Below are 24,166 nucleotides of genomic sequence, written 5' to 3' on the forward strand. Positions count from 1 at the left end.
TTTGTATCAAAAATACAAGTTTTTTAAACATTCAATGTCTTATGATTATTCAGCCTAAATTAATGCAATGCTAGTGATTTAAATAGTAATCAAGATTTGCTAGTGTATGAGTACGAATCTCCTCTCCTAATGCGCGCCACTCCTCCCAATTACCAAGCTCTTCCGTCACTTGCAACTTTCGTCCCCTTAGCCGATCTTGTGCAGACTGAACAGCATTACGCATAAATTGGTTTTCGAGCCCTTGTTCCACACGTTCAAAAAATGGAGCATCAGATATTTTCATTGACATTTCATTTCACCCCACTGTTCAAAATTTCAGCAATGTGCTTCACCCGAATCGGAAGTCCTTTACGACTAATCCGCCCCCCAATATTCATTAAGCATCCACAGTCTCCACCGATGAGAACGTCCGCGCCAGTATTTTCAATATGCTGGACTTTCGCTTCAACCATTTCTTTCGAAATTGGAGTCATTTTTACAGCAAACGTTCCTCCGAAACCACAACAGTCGTAAGCATGTGGTAGTGGCTTTAAATCAAGTCCTTTCACATTGTTTAATAGTTTAAAAGGTGCATCTTCAACGTTTAATAATCTCGTCATATGACAGGACGTATGGTAAGTAACTTTAGCAGGAAATTCCGCATTTACATTTTCCACTTTTAATACGTTCACGAGAAATTGAGTAAGTTCGAACGTCTTATTAATGAGGACCTCCGCTTTTTCCTTCCATTCCTTATCGTCGTGAAATAGTTTTCGATATTCATGTACCATCGATGCACAGGAACCCGAAGGTGTGACAACATAATCTGCCTGCTCAAAACTTTTAATCAATTGCTTCGCCGCGGACTTTGCTTCTTTTTGAAAACCACTATTAAAAGCAGGTTGTCCACAGCACGTTTGCTGTTCTGGAAAATCAACGATACATCCTAATTTTTCCAATAATTCTACTGTATGTTTTCCCGCTTCTGGATAAAAAATGTCACTTAAGCACGTAATAAACAACGAAACTTTCATTACGATGACTCCCCTTCAAATAGATTCGTAGCGATTAACTGCTCTCGCACTCCAACAAGATGATTAACCATATATTTTTCTGCTTCTTCTACGTTCTGTTCTTGAATGGCTATAAAAATATTCCGGTGCTCTGCCAATAATTGTTCAGGCATGCCAGGAGTTACATACATTTGCAAACGACTCGCTTTCAACCCGCTTTTTATTTTCGTTGATAGCTCCTCCATAAGCGAAATAACAATTTTATTTCGGCTCGCTTCTGCAATTGCAAAATGAAACGCCCAGTCCGCGTCTTCTCCGAAACTTTCAGAATGTAAATCATTTTCCATCTGTTTAAGCACACTCTCGATCTTTCGCAAATCATCGTCGGTTCGTCTTTTTGCAGCTAACGCTACTGTCCCCCGCTCAAGCATTTTCCGTACATCGAGCAAATCAATCATGTCATCTTTATTAATAAGAAGAAAATCAGAAATCGGTTGATGTAGTGTGAGCGGATGATGAGCCCGAACGAACGTCCCCTCTCCTTGTCTCGTCTCTATTAAACCAATCGTTTTTAGTACACTAAACGCTTCTCGAATCGTAGATTGTCCAACTTGAAACGATTCAGCGAGTGAACGTAGTGACGGCAACTTGTCCCCTGGCTTCAAGTCACCATCAGAAATAATCTTTTTGATTTGTTCAGCAACGTCTTCAGACATTTTCTTAGTCTGCACTTGCTCCACCCGTAACATGCCTCGTCACTCCTACCCATTTCAGTCATTAGGTGATCTGATGACTATATGTTAATGTAAGTATATTTTCTTTCCTAGCGAGATGCAACCATTTATTTTCCAAGATTTATTAATATCGCAATTCCTAAATAAACTCCTACATACGCAAATAGATGAAATAAATCGCATTACACATGATTGTTTGTCAAAAGAGTAACGACTCAGCTTTACAGCAATGACGATAATTTTGAAATTAAAGAAAGCACACGCTCTCCAAAAACGTGTGCTAACATTTAAGATTAATTAGTTGCTTGTCTACGCCTTAAAAACAAAATACTACCTGCAGCAATGAGAAGCGTACCAATAAAAAATATCGTTGGTAAAACCGTGGCTGTTTTTGGTAGTTTACCACCTTGAGCAGTTTTTCCTTTGCTATCACTATCTATGCTTCCGCTCAGTGACTTCGGGCTTCTTTTTCCACCGCCATCACCACTAGCATCGCCACCTCCGCTAGAACCAGATAGTCCTTTCTCTCCTTTCGGACCTTGAGGACCTCTAGGTCCTTGTAAACTCATAATTTTCTTCCAGCCATTTGCTGTTTTTTCATATACGTCACCGGTTTCCGTATTAAAATAAAGATCGCCTTCTTTACCATCGTCAGTTCCCGGTGCACCTGTCCCTATGAGGATCGCTGAACCTTGCTTACCATCGTCACCTTTTAAATTGCTAATTTTCGTCCACGTGTTCGAATCACGTTTATAAATGTCACCTGTTGTCGTATCTAAGTAAAGGTCACCATTGCTGCCAACATTATCATCAGGAGAACTTTCACCCGTATACCATGTTCCATATGGTTCGACAACGTTTACGATTCTCTCAGCTGTTGCTTCGTTACCTACGCTATCACTAACTGTATACGTTATCGTATATGTTCCAATCGTAGATGTGTCAACATCACCAGAAATCTCAATCTTTTCTGAAACATCACCATCGATATTATCTATCGCAGTCGCACCAGGTTCCTCATATGGATCACCTCGTTTTATTTCCATCTCAAGTTCACCGTTTAAATTGATAACCGGTGCTTCTCCGTCAATTGGAATCCTTGCGATTGTTGTCTGTCCTTCGACAGGGTCACAAACCATACCCGTAGCAAGCGGATCACCTTCAAATTTAACTCCTAAACTAAGACCATCTGAGGTTAGAAGTACTTCCCCTTCTTCACCAGCAACAAATGAACCAAAATCAACGGGAGAATCACCGTTTAAATAAAAAGTATGATTCATTTCGCCGGCAGGAATTTCTGTTTCAAACTCTTGTAAAGGAAATGGATAAGTATTTGCTGTATTTTCTGACTGAATAACAAAATTTGTTGATTCAATAATAGCTAGTCTAGGTGATTCACTACGGTTATTGATCGTTGTTGTTAACAAAATGGATGTATCCGTCAAATAAAATTCTTGACCTGGGGCAACTGAATTGGGTGCATTTGTGTTTAGTGTAGCTGTCCAAGAATTAGTTTTCGGCAAACCAGGAAAATTAATCCCACATACATAATTTAGCGTTACCTCAATGTTAGATCGATTACTTTCTGCATATGCCGTATGAAGATGTACCAGAAATAAAGTCATCATCGGCACTATTAAAAATGTAACGACCGTTTTTTTCAATGAATATTTCATTTTTTTCCCCTTTCAAAGTTAATACACGAACAAGTTAGCCGAATAGACCCCCTTCCTAGGTTACATTCCTGAACTTCATTTCACCATTAAAAGTTATGAATGGACATTGAGTGAAGCGAAAGAATTTCACATCTTTCCAGTTAATCATAAATCATCGTTAAACATAATATAACCCGAACATTGTCGGGTTTTATTACAACTATATTGAAAGAAGTAGGTAAAAAACTCTATGTCGCGTCATCTGATTACATACACTATTCCATGTTTTCTTCAACTTCCGCTAATATCGGATAGACCGCTTCTATCCCTTTTTCTGCAATAAGACAAGCAATGCCCAATGGTGTTTCCCAAAATGAATCTGGTATTGCAGGCGTTCGCAGCCCAGCTGGTGTAAACAATGCACGATATACTCGCTGCAAATGCCTCTCTGTCTCATTTCGATCGATTTCTTTTTCCCCACGAGCAAGGTTAAATAAATATTGCATCGACCAAAAAATGGTATCACCCGGCATATATGCAAAATCTTTAAACAGCTTCATCCGTTCTTCATACGGAATTAGCGCGTGATCGACTGCTAAATAGTGCAAGAAATGAGTAAGTTGGTTTTTCAACTTTTGAAACACTTTCCGTTTTTCATCCTGCATCAATTGATCTGTATACACTTCCTGCAAAATACGGTACGCCCGTTCTGGGGTCCAATTCGATGTCATAAACGAATGCCTCCTTCAATTTACCGAAATTAATCTATATGTAGTGTACCAAAAATCGTCTGTTTATCGTAAACGAAAACGGAACATAATGGAAATAATACGAGGAGAGATTGGAGGCAGTAAGGATGCAAAAAAAGGTTCTCGGACCACTCTTGTTTGGGATTGGTATAATCGGAATGCTTGACGGAATTATCTTCCATCAGCTACTACAATGGCATAGTATTTATATGTACACTGATCGGTTTCATCAAGTAATGAGTGATGGTTGGTTTCATGGTTTCGTGACAATGGTTATATTTATTGCAGGTATTTTAATGTGGAAAACAGACCCTCATGAAGTAAAACAAACATACTTTTGGGGAAGCTTCATTTTAGGAGCAGGACTATTTAACTTTGTTGAAGGAATCATTAATCATCACATCTTACAAATCCACCACGTCAAACCAGGTAGATACCAATTGTTAGCTGATATATTGTTTGACGCTGTCGGACTGTTGCTTATTATCATCGGTTGGCTTATGCTACGTAGATCAAAACAACAAAAAAACTGACCCAATCGAAAAATCCGATTGAGTCTGTATATTTTTATTGTAGAACCGATTCTAGCTGCGTTTGCACGGCTTGCATTTCCTTTACTACATCTTTAATTTTACTAAAGTACGGCAATGTATCTAATTCTTCGATTAGAACTTCTAATCGATTCATGATGTCCGTAACCGTATCCATCGTCGCATACATTTTTTGAAGCTCTTGATGTTCTGGAGCCTGATCCCCTAGTAAATCTTCAGCAATTGCAAGGTGGTTGTTTAATTGCTTAACAGGTCGTTCCAATTTCATAACAGACTGCTCAAACTTAGCAAAAGCGTCTTTAAATTCAACGAGAGAGTCCTCTTGCAATAGATTAACTACCATAACTTTATTTACTAGCCCTGGCAAAATGGCTTCAAGTTGTTCAATGTGGCTGCTAGCCGTGTCGATGATAGGCGTAACTGAATTTACGACATGATTTCCGTTTTCAATTAGTTCTGAAAGCTTTCGCTCACGTGCTAACTGTGTTCCAATGTTTAAATGTTGGGCGATTGTCGTTAGTTCCGCTACTGTATATCGTTGTTTATACTTGATAATGACTTCAGCAAGCTTATCAAGTGAAGTTTGATTCAATTCATGTTGTTCTAATGCATTTTTAATTTGCTCTTGTTTTTCCTTAAGATCGGAAAGAAACTGTTGCCACTGACTAATATTTGTAAACATCTCCACACGATAATCATGTTTTTCTTCAAGCAAGACGTTCAGTTTATACTCTAAGAAAAGTGTCTCAGGTAACTGAATGAGGCTAACAAGTTCTTCAAACTTTCTTTCTAATTCACTTAATTGATCTGACTGTTCATCCCAAGCGGCTGACTCTTCATTAATATTTTCTTCAATCCGAGCATCGAGTTGTCCGATTTGTTTCGCTAACGGTACGGAAAGTACAGATGACTTCGCTTGCTCACTCGCTTCTTTAATGTACTGGTCATGTTTTGTTGTTAGATTAACCAAGTCGGTATCATTCATCTGCTGCATCATGTCGCTTAATTGCTTTTCAAGATCTTTTCCCGGTTCTGCAACGTCTAATGCTTTACGGATTTGCTTATCATCACGCTCTTCTAATTTATCAACTTTTTCTGCCTTTAATTGAATCTTTTCATAATATTGGGTAAGTTTTTCAGTTAATATTTCGCTTGATTTTTCTAACGGATGAAGTGCACGTTGATGTTTATCAATTTTATCTTTAATTTCCATCATCAATTCTTTTAAGTTCGAAATACTTTTAGCAAGTTCCTCATTTTCAGCTAAAGCTTCTTGTGTCTGTTGCGTTTGCTTTTGTTCCGAAATCGCTTCATTAGCTTCATCAATTTCGTTTTCAAGTCTTGTCATTTCTTTTTCATCCTGTTCAAGAATGAGCAACATATGTTTCAAGATATCATCAACGACAGCTGTTGTTAATGCGAGTTGACTAACATGTTTATTAAATGTTGAGTAATTGTTATGAATGTCATTAGCGATAACCTCGAGTTCATCAAGCTCTATCTCATTTATATCAAAGTTCTCCAACGATTGTTTTACCCGTTCTTCCTGTTCATCATCAGTTATCGCCTGATCTGTTTCTTCTGCACGTTCAATCTGTTCTTCAACGACATGCATCATTGCATTCACACTATTGAGATCGTGTTCAATATCTTCCACACTTTTGCTTTCATCAAGCATGATGCTCATTTCTTCTATCTCTTCTTCCTTGTCGTCCTCACATTGACCTTCATAACAAGTTTCTACAGTGGCATTTGGAAGAACAATCGAATTTACCGATTGTTCACTTAACGTCATTTCGACTCCTTCCATACAGAGCCATTCTTCTTGTTCAGACTCACATAGAGAGGCAAAGAAGGGAAGACCTATTGATTTCGCCCTTAAATCATCAAGCGGCACAGGCCCCGGAGATTTAATGTTTATGACAAGTGTACCGTGTTCAGTTTCAGTAAGTATTTTCGTAATCGTTAAACCAGTAATTTGCCCTTCAGGAATATCAACATTTCCTTGCATTATTTCGAAAGCATCCATGACACCTTCAATCTTTTCACTTTTTACGATAAATCCACCGCTATGTCCAACATCATCAACTTCCTCCTCTTGAGCAAGTGATATAGACGAAGGACAAGAAAATCCAATGATGAAGATAAGTGCAATCGTGAAGTGGAAGATTCGCTTATGAACTTTTCGATTCGTTTTCATCAAACTTCACCTTCATTCATTCGCATTTACTTTAAAAATTTAAGTTTTTTTCTAAATACAAACAGGGCACCAAACAATATTAAAAGAGCACCGACTGAAATCAATGCGAGATAATGAGTGCCTGTTTTCGGCAGTTTTCCTCCGCCAGCTGAATGATCAAGACCCGAACCTTTTCCTCCACCTGGCCGATCTCGTCCAATACTCGGGCCATCATATGGTCCATCAAGCATTTCAATCGAAATTTGTGCAGCTTGCAAATTAACTGCAGATTGGAATAAATAAGCAGTTGAAATTTCCGCGTCTGTAATCGTAACGGTATCCGCTTGATGTGTCCAATTTTGTTTAAATGCTTCCAAAGCTGACATTTTTGAAGTATTTTTTTGCGCTACCGTCATCTCACCAAAACTTAGATTAGCGTCAACGACTTTTGCATCTTGAACTAAACCTTTAATCGTAGTTGGCTCCGATGTTGTCACATTAATCCGAATCCAATGGTCTCCAGGTAATTTTAAATCTTTGTATATATGCAAACCTTCGATCGTTGCTTTTTCCATCTGATTTCTAACGAGAGGAGCAGCATCATCATCACTTGTTTCCCCAATATGTGGATGCAGGGAAAAACCTTCGCCTTCAAGCTTTTCAAACTTAACGTAAAAATCACCCATACCACCTACAGGTAGTGCTAAAGCTGTGCTTGTCATACCGAACAAAGCAACCACGCCTCCCAATGACAGAAAACCTGCGAGTAGAGCAAGAAAGACTTTTGACTTAATCGTATAGCCAAGATGTACGTGTATATCTTCTTTCCTCAAACTTTTCACCTCTTCCCTTTTTAAAAGAAACACACATACCGCTCAAACGGCATGTGTGTCACATGGTGAAATTTCATAATAACTTTCCTTTTTGTACGAGATTTGCCTGAATGATGTAACGATCGGGAGCACTTCCAATATAATTAAAAGGATAACAAGTTGTTAATGTTAGTGTCGGTTCTTCTTTTTCAACGATAACCGTTCGATCTTCTGCATGAGTAATCCATATTTTATTAATTTCGTATTCATAATCGACCCCAAGATACGAAACGAATAATCGATCACCATCCTCTAGCTCACCAAGTGGACGAAACACCGTATCACGATGACCAGAAAGGACAGTATGTCGTTCTCCATCAGGAGGAACGGTCCATTCACTAACGTACATCCCGACACCTTTTGATAATGTATGTTCGTCTGTGCCCCAATAAACTTCATATGACGTATTTATTTTTGGAATAACTAGATTCGCTACACCCTCACCAATATCAAAGTTGGGTTTAGCCCCCAATGTATCAACTAAATCCGCTTCCGAAAAAGCAGGTTGTTGATGAACGGTGGAGGCATTCGCTTCACTACCAGCTACATTGACAGACTTCATTGCTTGCCAATACTCATAACTATAGCGAGCAACAATCCCAACACCGAGGATGAGAAAAACGAGGCCTAGTTTTCTCATCGTGAAATCATCCTCATTCAGTCATAACTTTTTTCTTTCTGAAAAAGACCAATGCTCCACCAGCCAGTGCGATCAATGTACCGAGCAAGATTAAGAACGGTGTACTTGTAGCTGTTTTAGGCAGTAAACCACCTTTTTTGCCGTCATCACCTTTGTCGCCAGTTCCGGTGCCTTTACCTTTGCCATCACCGTTATCGTCTCCGTCGTCATCATCCCCTGGATCCGTTGGATCTGTCGGGTCTGGGTCCGTTGGATCTGTCGGGTCTGGATCCGTTGGATCAGTTGGGTCTGTCGGGCCTGGGTCCGTTGGATCTGTCGGGCCTGGGTCCGTTGGATCTGTCGGGTCTGGATCCGTTGGATCAGTTGGATCTGGATCCGTTGGATCTGTCGGGTCTGGATCTGTTGGATCTGTCGGGTCTGGATCCGTTGGATCACCTGGTTCTCCAATCGGAATTGTCACAATCGTGTTATCTTCACCTGGTTTAGGTGAACACTCTGCAGGTAATGCGGTATCTCCTAAAATACCATGGGAAATTAAATTCGTATCAATTTGTCCTGCTTTAAAAACCATTTCTCCTGATTCACCAGCTTCAAATGGACCTACATCAAATCCTCCTGTTTCTGGTACTCGCACAGTGATTCCTCCAGATGCTGGAATTTCTGTATATGGAAATTCAATATCATAGAGTTCCGCTACGTTTATCGTTTTATTAGTGTTAGTAGAACTGACATCAAAACGAGTTACAGTTCCAGAAATTGCTTCAACCTGAAGGATATCCCGAAGAATATTAACTACATCTGCAGGGATCGTCACTTCGGTGTAAGAGTTTCCGGAATAATTCACTTCACCTGGCTCTAACCAAGTTGGAGCGATGGCTGTAATTTTTACCGGCATATCAAAGTTCGTCACACTTTCACAATAATACGTAAGTTCTACGGTTACTTCTCGTTCCTCTCCAGCTGCATGTACTGCAGGAGCAGGTGCATTAGATGAATAAAAAGACAAGAGCGGAATCGCTAAAGCAGTCATTGCAACTTTTTTAAAGATGCTTTTTACTTTAATTTTGAACGCCTCCTTAACTAATTTTTTGTTGTGTATAATAAAGCAACTTTTTACTGAATTCTCTTAATCACCTCCTCGATTGAAAGCGATGCCATTCTTGTTGTATCTGCAAAATCGAGTTGACATCTTCCTGTTTTTCTACTTGCAAACGACCTACAAGGTTTATTTTTAGCAAAGAGTCAGATGTAGAAATCTTCAGACTCTAATATAAAGTTAATATATTTTGATTATTTTGAACACCCGATGATTGTCGGGTTCTACATTTTTTCCCATTTGCACCTTTTAAGAATCATTGGATTCTCCAATTAATGATTGAAATTTGATTTTATTCTTAGGCTTAATGAAAGAAATATAGATGAATTGAGTAATCCAAAACAGGATTCAGAAACCTTATTTTTTATTTATAAGACTTATAACACTCTGCCAAAATTCATATAATTTAAAATAATCACCCTACTTTTATAGGTATTTATAGTCAATTCATGAATATCGAAGTAATTTTATATTTTCTAATTAATGGGTCACAACACATATGCTTGTGACCCATTTTCGCCTATTAAACAAATCTTATCTTCTCATATAAATATTTTCTCATTTAAACATCCTATAAACTTCGGATTTAGCATGAATCATCACCTATTTTTGTCGGATTTATAAAATGATGTCTAACATTTCGTAACACTTTAAACGATATTTCGATTAGCAAAAGTTTGCTTCATTATGAAGAAACTACAGCCAGCTATCGTAAGCAAAATACCAATTAAAATAAATGTTGGATACGTCGTAGCAGTACTAGGTAGTTTTTCACCAGTTGTTGTTTTGCTAGTTTTTGTCGTTATTTTTGGCTCCTCTTTCTTTTTTGGAGTATCATTTTTACTACTGTCGTTCGTAGGTGGTTGTGGTTGTTTTGGTTTAACCTGAGGTGGCGGATCATTCGCCGAATCATCGACTTTCATTACGTGAACGATTCGGTCAGCTGAAACAGTTTCTCCTAACGAATTCGTTACAGTGTACGTAAGTGTGTATGTGCCGGCTTCGTTCGTGTTTACTTCCCCAGTGATTTTGATTGCGTCCGTTAAATCACCATCAATGCTGTCATACGCTGAAGCACCAGGATCTATAAACGGCTCACCTACCTCTAGTTCAAGTGGATTATCTCCATGCAGTGTAATTTCAAGAATAGAGCTTACAGGTGGCAGTATTGGTAAAATTTCAGTTAGGAAAAGGGAAGCGATAACTTCGTAACCTTCCTTCGTTGGGTGTATATCATTTGGATTCGGTAAATAGATGTCGTGTTTGCCATTAAAAGCGTCAAAAGTCGGCACAAAAATTGTTTCTTCAGATGCATCTTGAAGAGCACTATTCAAAATGGAGATCATTAATTCAATCATCTCTTGACCATCTAAATATGGAAGTGCATTATAGTAACCCATAAAAAAGATCGGTGCCTCAGGGTTCAATTGTTTAATTTGAGACAATATTTCGGTTACGTTCGTTTTTACTGTTGAAATCGCTTCATTTACTTCCTGTATAATTCTATTTAACTCTTCAGGATCAGATAAATCGAAATCTGTCCCGATTTTCCATAAAATATCATTTGCTCCGATGTCGATCGTGATGAAATCAGCATTCGACAAGTCTTGTTGTACATCTGATCGTTCTAATTGTTCTAAAAGATGAACTGTTGTATATCCACCGACACCATAATTGATTAAATTTACATAATAAGGTGTTTCTTCTTCAATGCCTTCCGCTATGTATACTGGATAACCATCACCAAGCTCTTGTGAATTTAAAAAGCCGGCAGCTAATGAATCACCAAGTGCAACATATTGTAACGTTGGTCTCTCGGCAAATGCATGTGATGAAAAGATGGATAAAATAAGAATAAAACTAAATAATAAAGAATAAATGGAACGAAGAACATGCTTCATTATATGCAATCCCCCTTTTATAAATTTTCAGTTCATTAAATCTGTTAATCTATTTTTTTACACCCCTTCATTGAAATTTCTTAAATTTCCTGTTAATCATTTTACATTAAACGAGCGTAATACCTAATGATAAAGCTCAAAAGCGATTGTTCACCTTTGAGCCTTTTCCATTACCTTTACTTCAGCATAGGATCAAACTTTTTTAGTACATTATCGATATTTTTTCGTTTTGTATTGACAAACACAACATAGTCTGGATAAGTGTTTAATGTTTCCCTAACATTTTCTAGTCGTATTTTCAATACAATGACTGCTTGTAATGTTGCTTTTAGTTCTGATAACTCACGGTTTGCGTTCGCTTGCTTATCTAGTAATTGACTTGCCCTGTCAATTGAACTACGAAGTTGCTTCACAGGGTTATCTAAGCTATTGACGTGTCGCTCTAATTTTCTTAAGTTCGTATCGAACTCACCAGAAGGAATAGCCTTAATTGCGTGCCTTCCAAGGATCACCCTCGTTAAATCTGTCGATGTTTGTTCGAGCTTTTTCAAGTTACCATCAGCTTGTTTCGTTGTTTTACGTATTGAATTAACATGTTGTTGTCCTTGACGTAAAGCTGCATCGATTAGTTGTTGATTACGCTTATCGTCTAGTTCATTCTGTTTCGGTGGTTGTTTTTGCACTGGTGATGATGATACCGGTGGTGATTTATCCTTATTTTTATCCGGTTTCGTTTCACTATGAGTAGATTTATTTTCAGCTGATTGATTTGACGATTTCTCTCCAGACTGAGACTCGTTCACATCATTTAGATGTGAGCCTTGTTCACTCGGCAACGGTATCGGTGTGCTAATGAGGCGATCAAGTATTGGCACCATTCGATCCAATGACTCTCCATCATCGTCATCTGCTTCTTCCCCGCTCATAAACTCTCCGTCAATTTCAAGTTCGTCCAAATTCTCTTCTATTTTCTCTTTTAAATTCGCAATTTGTTCCTTCAGACCATTGAATTCTTCCACTATTTGTTCAAGTTGATGATCGCGTATTTCGCGAGAGAAAATTTTCGGAAGTTGCTGCCATCTTTCGATTTGATCAAGCATCATCACTCGGAACGAATGTTTCTCATGATCTTGTAATGGCGTGAGCTTATACGTTGTTGCCATTTGCTCGGGCATATTCGCTAGTTCTGAAAGTTCCGCAAGTTTTTTCTCAATGGCTTGAAACTGGGATGCGCCTTCACCCTCCGGCTGACTACTTAGTGCAGTTTCAATTTCCTCTGTTAAATTGGCGATCTCTTCAAGATGTTGAATCGATAATTTACTAGATTCAAGCTGTTTAAACACATCTGAAAGAAAAGTTTCAAGACGCTCCAGATCTTCATAGATCTCCGGATCTTCTGATTGTAATACGAGATCTTTGATTTGCTTTTCAATGAATTTATGTGGGTCTGCGACATCTAATACAGAAGTAATTTTCTCACGCTCGTTGTCGGTAAATTTTTCAGATTCAGCGATTGCGTTGCCACGATGATGGATCGTAGTGTGGAACGAAGATAGTTGCTCGTTCCATAACTGACGGTTTTCCTCAACATCTTTCGCTTCAGATTGTTTCGCTTTTATTTTTTCTTTAATGTCTACGATTTGTTTTTGGACTTCAGTAAAATTCAAATCTTCTTCTGATTCAAACTGATTCATAAGTGATTGTAAATAAGCGCGATGTTTCTCATCGAACGGACCGTTATCACTATCCGCATCTCGTCCTTCAAACACATGGAGTGCTTCGTCTAACTCTGCTACATATTGCTCATGTTCTTTAAGGAGCTTTGACATTTGTTTTAAAATATCTTCTACAACTCCAGAAATTAATCCATATTCTGTTGCGTTTTCGTTAAATGAATTATACCATCCACTTATATCGTTAGCCATTGATAATAGAGCGTCAGCATCTTGTAAATGTTTCCCTAAGCGTTCAATTTGTTTTTTAATTTGCTCTGGCTGCTTCTCATTACGAATCGTCGTTTCAATTGTTTTTGCTTTCATGAGCAAATCATCGACGATCGTTAATTGTTCATGCAATCCTATGAGTTCATCGTTTATCTCTTCCAAAGTCTTCACTTCAGCATCGGACGCTTGTAGTGTTTCAACTTCCTCCTGTTTGTTTTCAGGACAATCCTGTTCATAGCAAGTTTCAATGGTAGCATTCGGGATTGCTATTGAATCGACTTGTTGTTCACTCAATGTCATCGTGACATCTTCAAAACAAATATACCCGAATTTTCCAGGTTCACAGATTCCTTTTGGTAAGCTAAGGCCTCCTAACGTTTTCCCAGTTAAGTTGGACACTGGAACGGGACCTGGTGATTTAATTTTCACGATCAAATTGCCTTGTGGTGTAGTTAATGTCTTCGTAATCGTTAAACCGTAAATCTTCCCTTCACTAATGTCCACTTCTCCGAATAGCATTGCGATGATGTTGATCGTTCCGTCAACTTTTTCAGAGTGTATAACAAAACCACCGCTATGGTTATCTTTAGCCGTAGCGGTTTTTAATTCTGGGGAGAATAAACACGACCCAAGCACGAACATGAAAAACAAGCTAGATAGGATGCTTCGTTTCTGATGAAAGCAAATATCACTCATGATAACCTTCTCCCTAGCAAACTATTTGCTCCATTGACCCCCTCTATTATGTTATACCCGTGTTATAACGACGCCGGCGTTGATGACTGATCCCCCTCGATTTTTTTCTTTTTCTTTTGACTCGGTTTATCGGTAGAGATCGTAACTGATTCTGAATTCCAGCCGACTAAAATTGCCCCTCCAACAATGCCGACAATAGTTCCAATGAGAAACCCACCAAGTGCCCCCATTATAGAAAGTACCGATAAAAAAATTGTTACTATTCCAAACAATGTAGAGAGGTGCGGATAAAAATACGCTAGAATTCCGATCAAAACAATCAATCCACCGAATAAAATTCCTAAAATGGCATAGCTTCCTGGCGTAAATGCAAGGGCAAATAGATGAATCGGAATGTATAAAATCATGAAACCAGCAAGTAGAGTTAACGTCGCCCCCCAAAATGGACGGCTATTTCTCCAAAGTGTAAACTTGCTAGCTTCCAACATTTTCTCATGTTTTTTCTGTAGTTTTTCCTGCCTTTTTAACATTTTCTTTTCTTTTCTGTTCATTGGCATCCGCTCCCTTTTTCGAAGGGTTAAGAGTGAACATTCACCCTTTCATGTCAATTATTCAATTAAGTCAGGACCATCAATGTTATCAATAGAAATCTTTGCTCCATTAAGGGATACAAAGTTTTGAAATAAGTAATCTGTGACAATTTTTGCGTCTGTAATCGTGACTGTATCAGCATTATGAGTCCAGTTTTCTGTGAAATCGTCTGAATTCTTTTCTGCTATGCTCATTTCTGTAAAAGCTAAATTCGCGTCAATAAAACGAGCATCTTGTGTGAGTCCCTGAATCGAAGCACTTGGAGCTTTAATGTTAATTCTTATCCATTTCCCTGTTGGTAATTTTAAATCTTTGTAAATTGTTAACCCTTTGATTTCAACTTTGTCAATAAGATTTCGCACCATCGGAGCAGCATCTGCATTTCCTGTTTCACCGACTTGAGGCTGTAGTTTGAACCCCGTACCTTCTAACTCATCAACAATAACGTAAAAATCTCCCATTCCACCTAATGGCAATGCGAAAGCAGTTGTCGTTAATCCAAAAAATGCTGCAATTCCTCCGAAAGCTAAAAGACCAGCGAGAAGTGCCGCTAAAAATTTCTTTTTGGCTACTTGACCAACAATCATTACGTTTTCTTGCAACGTAGTCACCTCCAAATTATTAAACGACTAAAACTTTAAACATGATAAACTTAAGGTCTACAAATTAAAAACATCGCCACTTTGAATATTAGTTACAGATTCATTTATTTCCTAACATCGATATCTTCCCATTGTTCTGAATAATCAATTTTTTCGATTGATACAGTCATACCTGTTAAGGAGACGATATCTTGAAATAAGTAATCCGTCACCATTTTCACATCCGTTAACGAAACGACATCGGCATTTTTCCCCAAAAGTGACCTATTTGAAGTCAGTTGTGTCATGTCTTGATTTCTAATACCTAAGTTTACAAAATCTACGTTCGCTTCGATAAAACGTGCTTTTTGCACAAGCCCTTTTATCTCCGTTGGCTCAGAAGACTTAATATTCAAACGAATCAAGCCAAATACCGGCAATTGCAAATCTTTGTATATGTGCAAACCGTAAACAGTTGCATCTTCGATTTCGTTGCGAACGAGTGGTGCCTGATCAGACTTGCCTCTTTTTTCAATGTTAGAATCTAATAAAAATCCTGTTCCTTCAAGCCGATCAAAAGCAACATAAAACTCCCCTATTCCGCCAATGGGTAACCCAAATGCTGTACTGGTGATCCCTAGAGTAACAGTTATTAAGCCAAGAAGTAAAAAACCTATAAAGAGTGCTATGAAAAGCTTCCATTTCACAATTGAGCCAAATTCTGTCTTTTCATTCACTTTCACACCTCCTCTTAGTGATGTCGAAGCTTTTCAACGATTCACCAGTGTTAATATGAACTTACGGAATACAATAGGAATTATTATATCAAATTGTAAATTATTAACTTAAGAAAACATACCCTATATTTATAGGTTTTTTTAAAAATATGAAAACGCTTACCTACATTTGTATGGAGTCTTGCAAAATATTATAAAAAACTACCGTTTGTAAAAAGAAGTTTTGTCATAGTTCAGTCAAATAAGGCAAACTCATCCTCTGTTAAGGACTTTCTGTTTAATGTAACAATTAATGTAGTAATGTAGCACGAAGCCATTGCAAATTCTAGACACAACAGCTTCATTTTCATACTTTTCGCTTTTTAAAATAATGTGATTGTACGCTCGTTCAAATCAGCAATAACTGACTTTGTTTCTAAGAAATTGTGCAATGCTTGAATGCCTGATTCCCTTCCGATACCACTTTGCTTATAGCCGCCAAACGGCATTGTCGGTGAAAGTACTTGATACGTATTGAGCCAAAGTGTTCCACTTTTTACTCGTTGGGCCATTCGAAGTCCGCGTTTAATATCACGTGTCCAAACTGCCGCTGCCAAGCCATAAATCGTATCGTTCGCAATTTGTACAGCCTCGTCGTCGTCTTTAAACGGAATGACACCTACAACTGGACCGAAAATTTCTTCACGGGCAATTCGCATCGACGATGATACATCTGAAAAGACTGTTGGTTCAATAAAATAACCTTCCTTCTGTTCTTCAGGTACGTTTCCTCCACAAAGTAATGTGGCTCCTTCACATTTTCCGATTTCGATATAATTCAAAATCTTTTCATACTGTTCTTTGCTGATGACAGGACCGAGATTGTTTTTCATTTCTGTTCCAGGTCCGACGGTTAATTTCTTGGCTCTTGCAACAAGCTTCTCTAAAAACTCGTCGTACACAGATTCATGAACTAAAATTCGGCTTCCGGCTTGACAAACTTGTCCCGAATTGTAAAAGATCCCGAACAATGCACTTCTTGCAGCTTCATCAAGATCAGCGTCTTCAAAAATAATATTCGGTGATTTTCCTCCGAGTTCAAGCGTAACTCGTTTAATGTTCTCAGCAGCAGATTGTAAAATGTGTTTACCCGTTGTTGTTTCGCCAGTAAAAGCAATTTTTGGTATGTCCGGATGACTGACAATCGTTTTGCCCGCTTCATCTTTTCCAGTTAAGATGTGAAGCATCCCATCTGGTACACCTGCTTCTTTACAAAGTTCTGCTAATTTTAAAGCCGTTAACGGTGTTTCTGGAGCTGGTTTTAATATACTCGGGCAACCAGCCGCTAGCGCAGGTGCAATTTTCCAAGCTGGCATAAGTAACGGGAAGTTCCACGGTGTGATTAAACCTGCGATGCCAATCGGCTCTCTCATCGTCCATGCGAGATGTTCGGACGGAGCACTTAATGAAAATGGCACGACTTCCCCTTGCGGTTGCACAACGAGAGATGCGAAAAAATCAAAGCAATCAGCAGCCATCGGGATTTCGACAAACGTTGCCATATTGATTGGCATCCCGTTTTCGCGTGTCATGATTTGTGCAAGTTCTTGTTGGTGTTTACGGATTAACTCAGCAACTTTCCGTAACACTCTTCCTCGTTCAAGCGGAGGGATGGAATGCCAACGGCGTGATTCAAAAGCTTTTTGAGCGGACTTTACGGCACGTTCCACATCTTCCGAGTTCGCATCGGGCACCGTTGCGAACGCTTCTCCAGATGCCGGATTAATGACTTCAAATGTGTGACCAGATGATGATTCCACCCACTTGCCACCAATAAATAATTGTGCTTCTTTCGTATTTACGGAAATACTCATCCTATCCCTACTTTCTTATTAATTTACTCAAAACGTATGACACCGCGAATGTTCTTACCTGATTTTAAATCTTCGAACGCGACGTTAATTTGATCTAGTGAATACACTTTTGAAACGAGAGGTTCAAGCTGTAATTTACCAGTTGCATTTAAGTCTAATAGTTTCGGATAATCGACTGCTGGATTTCCTTGACCTAACCATGATCCGGTAATTGTTTTTGATTGGAACGGCAAAGAAAACGCGTTAATTGAAAGTTTATCATTTGGTTTTGCAACCCCGACTACAATCGTTTGACCTGTTTTTCTCGTCATCATATATGCTTGTTCCATTGTTTCTGGACGCCCGATCACTTCAAATGCGTAATCTACACCTAGTCCATCAGTCAACTTCTGTACTTCGCGAACCGGATCTTTTTCTTTTGCGTTCACCGTATGCGTAGCACCGAATGTTTTCGTCTTTTCTAATTTGTCATCTAAAATATCAATGGCAATAATTTGTTTTGCACCAGCTAAGCTTGCTCCTTGAATGACGTTAAATCCGACACCACCTGAGCCAATTACTGCTACTGTGCTCCCTGGTTCTACTTTCGCTGTATTCGTTACCGCACCTACACCTGTAATGACACAACAACCGACAAGTGCAGCATATTCAAAAGGAACATCTTCCCGAATTGGGATTGCAGAACTTTCCGGTACGACAGTATATTCACTAAATGTTCCAGTTAAGGGAAACTGATACACTTTTCTCCCATTAAGGGAAAATCTTGTCGTCCCATCAAGCATCGTTCCCATTGCAGAAATTTTTGCCGCTTCATCACACATATCAGGACGACCTGTTCGGCAGTAATAGCATTTTGTACATGACGGAACCCAGTTAAGAGCTACATGATCCCCAACTTTAACACTCGTCACACCTTCTCCAACAGCATCAACAACTCCTGCACCTTCATGTCCAAGAATAATTGGTACTGGTAACGGCAACGTTAAATCAATGACGTGCTGGTCACTATGACATACGCCTGCCGCCTTCATTTTGACGCGAACTTCCCCTTTACGTGGTTCTTCTAAGTCGACATTTTCAATTTTTAATTCTTGTCCATATTGATGTAACACTGCTGCTTTCAAAAAAATTCCCCCTCATTTTTTAATTTGAAAAATTTGGATTTTTTATTTATTCAATTTCTTTTCCTTTAATTCTTCGATTAACTGTTCGTGCGAAACCGAACGATGGGCGTCAAGATAACGTTCCCATTCTTTCTTCAAATTCATTTGTAATTTCATAAGCGCAAGAACGACTGGTTTCGTCGAACGGTCATTTAGAAAAACTTCTGTAAATGCATCTTTAATATTTTCTTTTTTACCTTTTACTCCATGATCTTTACCATATTTCAAATGCTCATCAATAATTCTAGCAATCTCGGGATTTCCAGGTCCTCCACTTTGTCGATAAAACGCTTGAATACGTTGTTGCATTGTTAACTGTTCTTGTTCATCGCTCATTAGAATTACCTCCCTTTTTCAATTAAAATGGCGAGCGATATTTTCGCGTTCGAAAAAGACGCCAAAGCATAAATAAGAAAAGTAAAATCGAAACGGTCAACCCAATGTTCGCAATCGTTGCTTTTTGCATTCCTAAAAAAATGCCATCTGGCATACTCGCGATAATGAAACCGGTTGCAATTATCATTGCAAAAGTAATGAGAGAAAGAGCAATTCGATTCGCGATTTGGTTTAGCGTGTTTCGGATGACGGGATCAGGCTGAATTTGCAAATTAAGACGGGTTTTGTTTTCTGCAATATTTTCCATCATTCGTGCTGCCCTTCTTGGAAATGTTGTGACAAATTTCGCTGTTTCGGAAAGTAAACTAAAATTTGCCCGATAGTCAAACCGTTTATTTAATACGCTTTTTAAAATTGGAATTTCATACGCTTCAACTACTTCTCCATACGAAATTTCCGGACAGATCCACCGAGCTGCCCCTTCTGTTGCCGAAAAACCTTTTGACCAAAGAGCCAATCCATTCGGAACTTTACAAAAATTTTTCAACCCAATCGCTGTTGCTTCCATAACGAGATTACCATAGTTGTATCGATCGCTACCTTGTACAGCATTGACGTAACGTAACGCAAGTGCTCTTAATTCATCTTTTAATTTTACAACATCGGTATAAATCGTTGGGGACATTAACTCCATATGAACTTCTGCAACATCTTCCGCTTGGTTCAGTTGAATGTGCATAATGATTCTCATCAACGTTTGTGCCATAATACTGTCCATTCTGCCAGTCATACCCCAGTCGATGATAATCGCTTTTTTGCGATGTTTACAAATCATAATATTTGAACCATGTGCGTCAGCATGATAATGCCCATCAAGCATTTGTTGGACATAAAGATGGACGAGGTCGATCATAATTTTAACTCGTTCTTCAAATGTGAAGAAATCTACTGGAAAATCTTTAATTAACCAACCATCGATGAATTCCATAATTAAAACATTTTTTGTTGCTATATGAACGTCAGGTACATCAACATGTTCACTGACGCGTTTATACTTTTTCATTTCTTGCATTTTACGAGCTTCTTCCGTCATATCAAGTTCATCAATCGCACTACTATAATAGTCATCAACTAATCCATTAATGTCAATGGAAGCCGATAATTCTGGTGGAAGTCGCTTCTTTAGCATTGCCGTCATTTTCTTAATGACTGTAATATCTGTTTGGAACAACTTTTCAACAGTTGGACGGACAATTTTAACCGCAACGACGGGGCCATCTTTCAGTTTTGCTTTATATACTTGACCGAGCGAAGCAGAACCGAGTGGATCTTCATCCAACCACTCAAAAGTATCCATCCCATTTGGCAATTCTTTTTCAATGATATATTCAAGTTTCGAAAATTCAATGGGTGGAACTTTATCTAACAATTTTTCTAATTCGTGTGTTATTTCTTCTGGAAATAAATCTTGACGAGTAACGAGAACTTGACCTAGTTTAATGAAAGTCGGACCTAACTCTTCGAATGCCTCACGAAGTCGAATGCCAACTTTACGCAAATGCTCCTTTTCTGTTCGATTTCGTTTTTCTTTACTTAACAACTTTCTAACTATTGAATCTTTCAATAATAAACCTAATCCATTTTTCACAAAAACAGAGATGATTTTTCTTCGCCGTCGTCCTAACGTGATCGCGGCTTTTTCTTTTTCAATCTCTTCTCCAATTGAGGATAGCGCTAACAGCCGATCCTCACGTGAAGCTGTTGCTGTCTCAAAAACAGTTTCCTTTACTGTACTCACTAGATGTCCTCCTTAATTCTGTTCGTCTATGATCGGATGATTTCATTAATGAAGCTATTGAAATAACTATTCAGCATAATGACAAATTTAGCTGCATTTGTCATTATTATTAGATTTATTAAAATTGTAGTAAAACTATTCCACAAAAACTATCCCTCAAATGTCGTATCATGTTTTTGCGTGTGAGAAATCGTAAGTTTCTTGCATCGATAAAGCCTATACTTAAGATTTAAACTAACATCATGAGAGGGCGTACACCATCATCACAATCACTATTTTTAGGATAATGTAAAAGTTACGGACTTTTTCCATTGAATAAACACTACAATCGTAGGTTAATGCTAAAAAATTTTTAATTACAGAAAAATCAAATAGGTCTTCTCTCATAATAAAATGAGCACAATTAAGTTTATAACTGTGTGCTATAAAAAAACTAAACGGCTAACCCCTAAAAATATAGAGTAAAGCCGTTTTGTTTACGAACATTATTCAATTTTTTCACGTTTCAGTTGTTCAAGTTTTTCATCTAAGTTAGACCTACGCGCTTCTAAATATCGTTCCCATTCTTGTCTTACTGCATTTCTTAATTTCATCAAACCGAGAACAACCGGTTGTGTCGAGCGGTCACTTAAAAATACTTCAGTAAACGCATCACGAACATCTTCTTTTTTTCCGCGTACACCGTGGTCTTTCCCGTAGATTAAATGTTCGTTCAATATTTTTGCGATTTCTGGACTTCCTGGTCCACCACTTTGTCGATAAAACGCATCAATTCGTTGTTTCATCGTTAAATCTTCATGTTCTTCACTCACTTTGTATACCCCCTTCCTTTCATTTGAGATACGGCGAAACTTTAGTTTATTAGACGTATTTGGCGTTACAGTTTAGCTCTTTCATATACTTTTTTTACAACGTATTATTTGAATACATTTAGGTCAAAAGAAGGCGGTTATTCATCTCCTCATTGAAATGAAGAAAATCCTAACCGTTTTAATTCTAAAAGAGAGAGCGATGTTTCCTCGTTCGTAACAGTCGCCATAGAGTAAATAAGAAAAGTATAATCGATATGGCTAAACTGACGTTAGCAATCGTTGTTTTTTGCATTCCTAAAAAGGTACTATCAGGGATACTAGAAATTATGAAGCCAGTTGCAAGGATCATCGCAAATGTCACTAATGCCAATGCGATGCGATTTGTAATTTGGTTTAACGTATTTCTAACCGTAACATCTGGTTGAATTTGCAAGTTTAATCGTGTTTTATTTTCTGCAAGATTTTCCATGATCCGTGTTGCGCGGCGAGGAAATGTTGTTACCAATTTAGCAGTTTCAGTTAATAAGCTAAAGTTCGCACGATAGTCAAAGCGCTTACTTAACATACTTTTTAAGATTGGAATTTCATACGCTTCAACAACTTCACCGTACGAAATTTCTGGACAAATCCAACGCGCAGCACCTTCAGTTGCTGAGAATCCTTTCGCCCAAAGTGCTAAACCATTTGGAACTTTACAGTAGTTTTTAAGTCCAATTGCGGTCGCTTCCAACACAAGATTTCCGTAATTGTAGCGGTCACTGCCTTGAACAGCGTTGACGTAACGTAATGCAAGCGCTCTCAATTGGTCTTTCAATTTAACGACGTCGGTATAAATTGTCGGTGTGAACAACTCCATATTCACTTCAGCTACATCTTCTGCCTGATTTAACTGGATATGCATGATAATTCTCATTAACGTTTGTGCTAAAACGCTATCCATTCGACCTGTCATTCCCCAGTCAATTACAATCGCTTTTTTGCGGTGTTTACAGATCATAATGTTCGACCCATGTGCGTCTGCATGATAATGACCATCTAGCATTTGCTGCACATAAAGGTGAACGAGGTCTATCATTATTTTTACACGCTCTTCAAATGTAAAGAAATCTACTGGAAAATCTTTAATGAGCCATCCGTCAATGAATTCCATAATTAAAACATTTTTCGTTGCGGTGTGGATATTTGGTACATCAACATACTCTGTTTTGCTACGATATTTTGTCATTTCTAACATTTTCCGTGACTCTTCAATCATGTCCAGCTCATCCATCGCACTACTATAATAGTCGTTAACTAATCCAGTAACATCAAGCGATGCGGATAACTCAGGCGGCAATCGTTTACGAAGCATTCCAGTCATTTTCTTTATTACTCCAATATCTGTTTGGAATAGCTTTTCAACAGTTGGACGTACGACTTTTACTGCTACGACTGGACCATCTTTTAATTTTGCTTTATATACTTGGGCTAATGATGCTGATCCAAGAGGTTCTTCTTCAAACCATTCGAACGTATCCATTCCATTCGGAAGTTCATTTTCCATAATGTACTGTAATTTAGAAAATTCGATTGGGGGAACTTTATCTAGCAATTTTTCTAACTCTAGTGTAATTTCTTCTGGAAATAAATCTTGGCGAGTAACAAGAACTTGCCCTAACTTAATAAAAGTTGGACCTAACTCCTCGAACGCTTCACGCAACCGGATTCCAACTTTGCGCATATGTTCTCGTTCGGTACGGCTTCGTTTTTCCTTTCCCATTAACTTTCTAGTAATCGAATCTTTGAGCAACATTCCTAGTCCGTTTTTTACAAATACCGAGACAATTTTTCTTCTTCGTCGACCTACTGTAATCGCTGCTCGTTCTTTTTCAATTGCTTTGCCGACAGCCTCAAGATCGATTGAACGATCGATTGGCGTTGGTGATGTTTGTTCTTTTACAACACTCAAGAACTATCCCTCCTCACTCGTCTGATAAGACGAAATTTTACGAAAATTTACTTTTCGGAAAAGTAAGTTCATTTTTATGGTGAAAATATAACGACTTCACCAGTCGTACTTCTAGATGTCGGGGAAAAACCCCTACATTTGCATGGTAGCTTTTTCATTCTGCCTTACTTGACACCGCTTTTAGTCCAACAGTGGCACTCTCGGGAATTGATATGCACCTACCTTTTTCCCTTAAAAATACCGATGAAAATATGATTTCCATTTAATCATAAAAGAAGGAATCAAGTTCTTCAATTCCGTTAAAAGTAGGAAAGTGAATTTTTTCACCCTATATATGTA

20 protein-coding genes and 1 pseudogene are annotated in these 24,166 nt (G+C 38.3%); 1 reads left to right on the forward strand and 20 read right to left on the reverse strand.

The window, feature by feature from the left end; all coding sequences use genetic code 11:
- Window positions 1–79: 79 nt before the first annotated feature.
- From ABU914_RS05810 to ABU914_RS05830, 5 genes and pseudogenes are all read right to left on the reverse strand, one after another.
- Window positions 80–289 (reverse strand): annotated as a pseudogene (locus ABU914_RS05810) (amino acid dehydrogenase); the annotation flags it as partial.
- Window position 290: 1 nt separating this feature from the next.
- Window positions 291–1,013, reverse strand: coding sequence for a (Fe-S)-binding protein (locus ABU914_RS05815; protein WP_379668791.1), 723 nt, complete (start codon window positions 1,011–1,013; stop codon window positions 291–293).
- Window positions 1,013–1,741: a FadR/GntR family transcriptional regulator gene (locus ABU914_RS05820; RefSeq protein ID WP_379668792.1), complete on the reverse strand. Its 729-nt coding sequence runs from the start codon at window positions 1,739–1,741 to the stop codon at window positions 1,013–1,015. Before ABU914_RS05820 ends, ABU914_RS05815 begins: the two co-directional genes overlap by 1 nt.
- 278 nt (window positions 1,742–2,019) lie before the next feature.
- Entirely contained in the window at window positions 2,020–3,402 is a 1,383-nt protein-coding gene (locus tag ABU914_RS05825) for a DUF5011 domain-containing protein (RefSeq protein WP_379668793.1), read from the reverse strand.
- A 254-nt stretch (window positions 3,403–3,656) separates the two neighbouring features.
- Window positions 3,657–4,112, reverse strand: coding sequence for a hypothetical protein (locus tag ABU914_RS05830; protein WP_379668794.1), 456 nt, complete (start codon window positions 4,110–4,112; stop codon window positions 3,657–3,659).
- 125 nt (window positions 4,113–4,237) lie between these two features.
- Here ABU914_RS05830 and ABU914_RS05835 point away from each other — a divergent pair, with 125 nt between their 5' ends.
- The gene (locus ABU914_RS05835; RefSeq protein ID WP_379668795.1) at window positions 4,238–4,663 is read left to right on the forward strand and encodes a DUF2243 domain-containing protein; all 426 of its coding nucleotides are present in this window, start codon (window positions 4,238–4,240) and stop codon (window positions 4,661–4,663) included.
- A 34-nt stretch (window positions 4,664–4,697) separates the two neighbouring features.
- On the opposite strand, the gene ABU914_RS05840 is transcribed toward ABU914_RS05835, so the two are convergent.
- From ABU914_RS05840 to ABU914_RS05910, 15 genes are all read right to left on the reverse strand, one after another.
- Window positions 4,698–6,881, reverse strand: a complete 2,184-nt coding sequence (locus tag ABU914_RS05840) for a coiled-coil domain-containing protein (protein WP_379668796.1) — start codon at window positions 6,879–6,881, stop codon at window positions 4,698–4,700.
- Between the two features lie 26 nt (window positions 6,882–6,907).
- Window positions 6,908–7,693, reverse strand: coding sequence for a DUF6230 family protein (locus ABU914_RS05845; protein ID WP_379668797.1), 786 nt, complete (start codon window positions 7,691–7,693; stop codon window positions 6,908–6,910).
- Window positions 7,694–7,766: 73 nt separating this feature from the next.
- The gene (locus tag ABU914_RS05850; RefSeq protein WP_379668798.1) at window positions 7,767–8,372 is read right to left on the reverse strand and encodes a class D sortase; all 606 of its coding nucleotides are present in this window, start codon (window positions 8,370–8,372) and stop codon (window positions 7,767–7,769) included.
- A gap of 13 nt (window positions 8,373–8,385) precedes the next feature.
- Window positions 8,386–9,402: a DUF6801 domain-containing protein gene (locus ABU914_RS05855; protein ID WP_379668799.1), complete on the reverse strand. Its 1,017-nt coding sequence runs from the start codon at window positions 9,400–9,402 to the stop codon at window positions 8,386–8,388.
- A 716-nt stretch (window positions 9,403–10,118) separates the two neighbouring features.
- A complete protein-coding gene (locus ABU914_RS05860; protein WP_379668800.1) occupies window positions 10,119–11,369 on the reverse strand; it encodes an immunoglobulin-like domain-containing protein in 1,251 nt (416 codons plus the stop codon).
- A 176-nt stretch (window positions 11,370–11,545) separates the two neighbouring features.
- The gene (locus ABU914_RS05865) at window positions 11,546–14,008 is read right to left on the reverse strand and encodes a hypothetical protein (RefSeq protein WP_379668801.1); all 2,463 of its coding nucleotides are present in this window, start codon (window positions 14,006–14,008) and stop codon (window positions 11,546–11,548) included.
- A 62-nt stretch (window positions 14,009–14,070) separates the two neighbouring features.
- On the reverse strand, window positions 14,071–14,559 hold the full coding sequence (locus ABU914_RS05870; RefSeq protein ID WP_379668802.1) for a DUF6114 domain-containing protein: 489 nt from the start codon (window positions 14,557–14,559) through the stop codon (window positions 14,071–14,073).
- 57 nt (window positions 14,560–14,616) lie between these two features.
- Window positions 14,617–15,201 carry a DUF6230 family protein gene (locus ABU914_RS05875; RefSeq protein WP_379668803.1) on the reverse strand — a complete coding sequence of 195 codons (585 nt, stop codon included), beginning with the start codon at window positions 15,199–15,201 and terminating at the stop codon, window positions 14,617–14,619.
- A gap of 104 nt (window positions 15,202–15,305) precedes the next feature.
- Window positions 15,306–15,917: a DUF6230 family protein gene (locus ABU914_RS05880; RefSeq protein WP_379668804.1), complete on the reverse strand. Its 612-nt coding sequence runs from the start codon at window positions 15,915–15,917 to the stop codon at window positions 15,306–15,308.
- Window positions 15,918–16,279: 362 nt separating this feature from the next.
- Complete coding sequence (locus ABU914_RS05885) at window positions 16,280–17,770, reverse strand: aldehyde dehydrogenase family protein (protein ID WP_379668805.1); 1,491 nt, start codon at window positions 17,768–17,770, stop codon at window positions 16,280–16,282.
- A 23-nt stretch (window positions 17,771–17,793) separates the two neighbouring features.
- Window positions 17,794–18,894 (reverse strand): Zn-dependent alcohol dehydrogenase, encoded by a 1,101-nt coding sequence (locus ABU914_RS05890; protein ID WP_379668806.1) that lies wholly within the window; start codon window positions 18,892–18,894, stop codon window positions 17,794–17,796.
- A gap of 42 nt (window positions 18,895–18,936) precedes the next feature.
- Entirely contained in the window at window positions 18,937–19,269 is a 333-nt protein-coding gene (locus ABU914_RS05895; RefSeq protein ID WP_379668807.1) for a hypothetical protein, read from the reverse strand.
- 22 nt (window positions 19,270–19,291) lie between these two features.
- Entirely contained in the window at window positions 19,292–21,067 is a 1,776-nt protein-coding gene (locus ABU914_RS05900; RefSeq protein ID WP_379668808.1) for an ABC1 kinase family protein, read from the reverse strand.
- 485 nt (window positions 21,068–21,552) lie between these two features.
- The gene (locus ABU914_RS05905) at window positions 21,553–21,879 is read right to left on the reverse strand and encodes a hypothetical protein (protein WP_379668809.1); all 327 of its coding nucleotides are present in this window, start codon (window positions 21,877–21,879) and stop codon (window positions 21,553–21,555) included.
- A 184-nt stretch (window positions 21,880–22,063) separates the two neighbouring features.
- Window positions 22,064–23,827: an ABC1 kinase family protein gene (locus tag ABU914_RS05910; RefSeq protein WP_379668810.1), complete on the reverse strand. Its 1,764-nt coding sequence runs from the start codon at window positions 23,825–23,827 to the stop codon at window positions 22,064–22,066.
- Between the last annotated feature and the right edge of the window lie 339 nt (window positions 23,828–24,166).

Origin of the sequence: Pueribacillus sp. YX66 (genome assembly GCF_041725775.1) — a bacterium.
In the GTDB taxonomy this organism is placed as follows: domain Bacteria; phylum Bacillota; class Bacilli; order Bacillales; family UBA6769; genus Pueribacillus.